Origin of the sequence: Parvibaculum sp., from assembly GCF_049672805.1 — a bacterium.
Lineage (GTDB): Bacteria > Pseudomonadota > Alphaproteobacteria > Parvibaculales > Parvibaculaceae > Parvibaculum.
On record NZ_JBATWS010000289.1, the window covers coordinates 1 to 2524 of the forward strand.

The 2524-nt window shown below is 62.2% G+C and carries 2 protein-coding genes and 1 pseudogene; all 3 read right to left on the reverse strand.

Annotated elements, in window-relative coordinates:
* Positions 1-807, reverse strand: a pseudogene (locus WBF74_RS09230) (hypothetical protein); the annotation flags it as partial.
* 4 nt (positions 808-811) lie between these two features.
* Complete coding sequence (locus tag WBF74_RS09235; RefSeq protein ID WP_424438537.1) at positions 812-2200, reverse strand: type II and III secretion system protein family protein; 1389 nt, start codon at positions 2198-2200, stop codon at positions 812-814.
* Between the two features lie 70 nt (positions 2201-2270).
* Positions 2271-2524: hypothetical protein (locus tag WBF74_RS09240; protein WP_424438540.1), on the reverse strand; the 254-nt coding region annotated here is incomplete at its 5' end.

The following is a 2524-nucleotide window of genomic DNA, read 5'->3' on the forward strand; positions in this document are numbered from 1 at the left end:
CTCTTCCGGCAGGCTCAATATTTCTTCCTGACGCGAGAACGGCCCGCAGGAGACGATCACCACATCATAGAGCGACTGACAGATCTCAAGCAGGGCGCGCAGATCGTGGATATCCATTGCCCAGTCGCTTTCCGCGCCATGCAGGGCAAGCGGCAGGACATAAAGGCCCGACCTGGGGCAACGCGCGAGGGCCGAGTCGAGCAGCGCACGGTCAAGGCGCGACATTTCCTTCACCGCGTCTTTCACGCGGAAGTTCATCTCGAGACCAAGCGCGATGGCGGCATTGCTGGCAGGCAGACCCAGATCAACCAGCAGCACACCTTCATTCGGGCGGGCAGCGGCAATCGTCACGGCCATGTTCAGCGCAAAGTCATCATCACCATCGGCCTGTGTGGCGCTCAGCGCCATGACGAGCCGCGAGAGAGAGGCCGTACGGAAGCGGCTTTCGGCAATGTGGTGGCGAACCGCGTTGCGGAAATCATCGTCGCGCGCATCACGGTCGATGAAGTCCTGGGCGCCTGCGCGCATGGCGGTGAGGATGAGCTGGGCACCCGCTTCATTGCCGATCACGATCATCGGAATATCAGCGAACCAGCCGCGCAGCGTGGAGAGCCGCTCGAAAGCGGTGCGCGCGCCCATGCTCACATCGGCATCGACCAGCACACCTTCGGGGCGGAACTGTTCGGCGATCTCGCCCACATTGTCAGCGGCAGGATCGGCAAGCATGACCGTCGCATCGGCATCGAGCGCCCGCTTCACGCGGGTCGCAAGTTCTTTGTCGCCGGAGATGAGGAGGACACGGTTCATCGCATCACCTCATCAATCCGTGGCGGACAATATGGTCTTCGAGCGTTTCCACATTGAGCAGGTTTTTGCCGAGGCTCGCGTCATAGCGCTGGCCCTCGCCGGGAAGTTTCGGCACATCGCCTGCTTCCATTGGCGAGACGAGGCGCGGTGTGGCGACGATGATGAGTTCCTGCCGCTCACGAGAGTTTTGCGTTCTCTTGAAGAAGGAGCCGATGATGGGCAGATCGCCCACGCCGGGAATCCGGTCTTCGATATTGCCGGACGCGCTATACATGAGGCCCGCCAGCACGAAGCTTTGGCCATTGCCAAGTTCAATCGTGGTGCGGGTTGAGCGCGTGCGCAGCGCCGGGACACGGAAGCCCTGCACGATGAGCGCGTTGGTATAATCAAGCTCGCTCACCTCCGGGTTCACCTTGAGGACAATGCGCTCATCATCAAGCACGGTTGCTTCCACGCCAAGCTGAACACCGAAGCGCTTGTACTCGATGGTAACGGAGCCATTGCCGGCGCCGGATTGCGGCACGGGGATGGGCACTTCACCACCTGCGAGAAATTCCGCATCCTCACCGCTGCGCACAAGCAGCGTCGGTTCGGCGAGAAGCTGCGCGAGATTGGCATTGCTCAGCGCGCTGATGACGCCGAGAAGATCGCTTCCCGGCCAGGCGAAGAAGAGATTGAACGCCTGGCTCAGCGGCAGGCTCGTATCGGGATCAAGGCCCGTACCGGGCGTGTAGCCGAAGCTCGAAGAAGAGTTCGGGCCGATGGCGGCAAACTGGAAGTTATTGTCGAGGCTCTGGAAGTTCAGGCCGAGCGCCTTCAACGTACTTGTGGAGACGGCGGCGAAGCGCACTTCGACGGCAACCATACGACGATCTGCGACCTGCACCCTGTCGCGCACATCGTCGCCGACATAGGAACGCGCGATCTCGACCGCCTTCTGCCTGTCCTCAAGGCTGTATACCTCGCCCTTGAGCGTGACACCGCGCCCTGTCTCGACTGCCTTCACACCGGCAAGTGACGGATTGCGCGTGAGCTCATCACGAAGCCCTGTGAGATCCGCGCCGACAACGATGCGGTAGGAGAGCGTGGTGCCGCTTGTGAGCCAGATGGAGAGATCGGTCGTGCCGCCCTGCTGGCCGAGCAGGCGGATTTCGCGGGAGGACACCACCTTCACATCAACCACAGAGGGGTTGGAAAGCGCGATGCGGTCCACAGGCTCGGCGAGTTTCAGCACATGCTGACCGCCTGTAGCAATTTCGAGTGCGCGCGTTGCGGCCATCGCGCCGGAAGGCAGAGCAAAGAGCAGAGCCACAAAGGCAAGCAGAAGCGCTGCCAGCCGGATGCGGCCCCTTCCGTTTGAGCCAGCAAGGAGACGGTGTCCGACCGCTGCCATTGCTGCTCCTCTTTCTCCGCCACTACCCATTCTTCCCTCCGACTTCGTCGTCCCCTCACCACATCGCCCCTCAGCGCGATGTCGTCACCGTGGTCTGACTTGCACCTGAATAGATCGTCACACGATGTCCCTGCGGGGCGGCCTCATCCTCCCCCTTCCGGTCGGCAACAGGTGCCGTACCGGGCCTCAGATCGTTCAGATCGACAATTTCCGCGGCCGCCATTTCCTTGTCGCCCGGATTGCGAATGGCAAGCGTGACCTGACCGAGCCGTCCCGCCAGCGCGAGCCGCGCGAGAGCGGCAGGCGGCGCGGCAAGTGTCACGG

Coding starts and splice junctions, on each gene's coding strand:
- WBF74_RS09235 (WP_424438537.1), bottom strand. CDS start 2,200: ATGGCAGCGGTCGGACACCGTCTCCTTGCTGGCTCAAACGGAAGGGGC.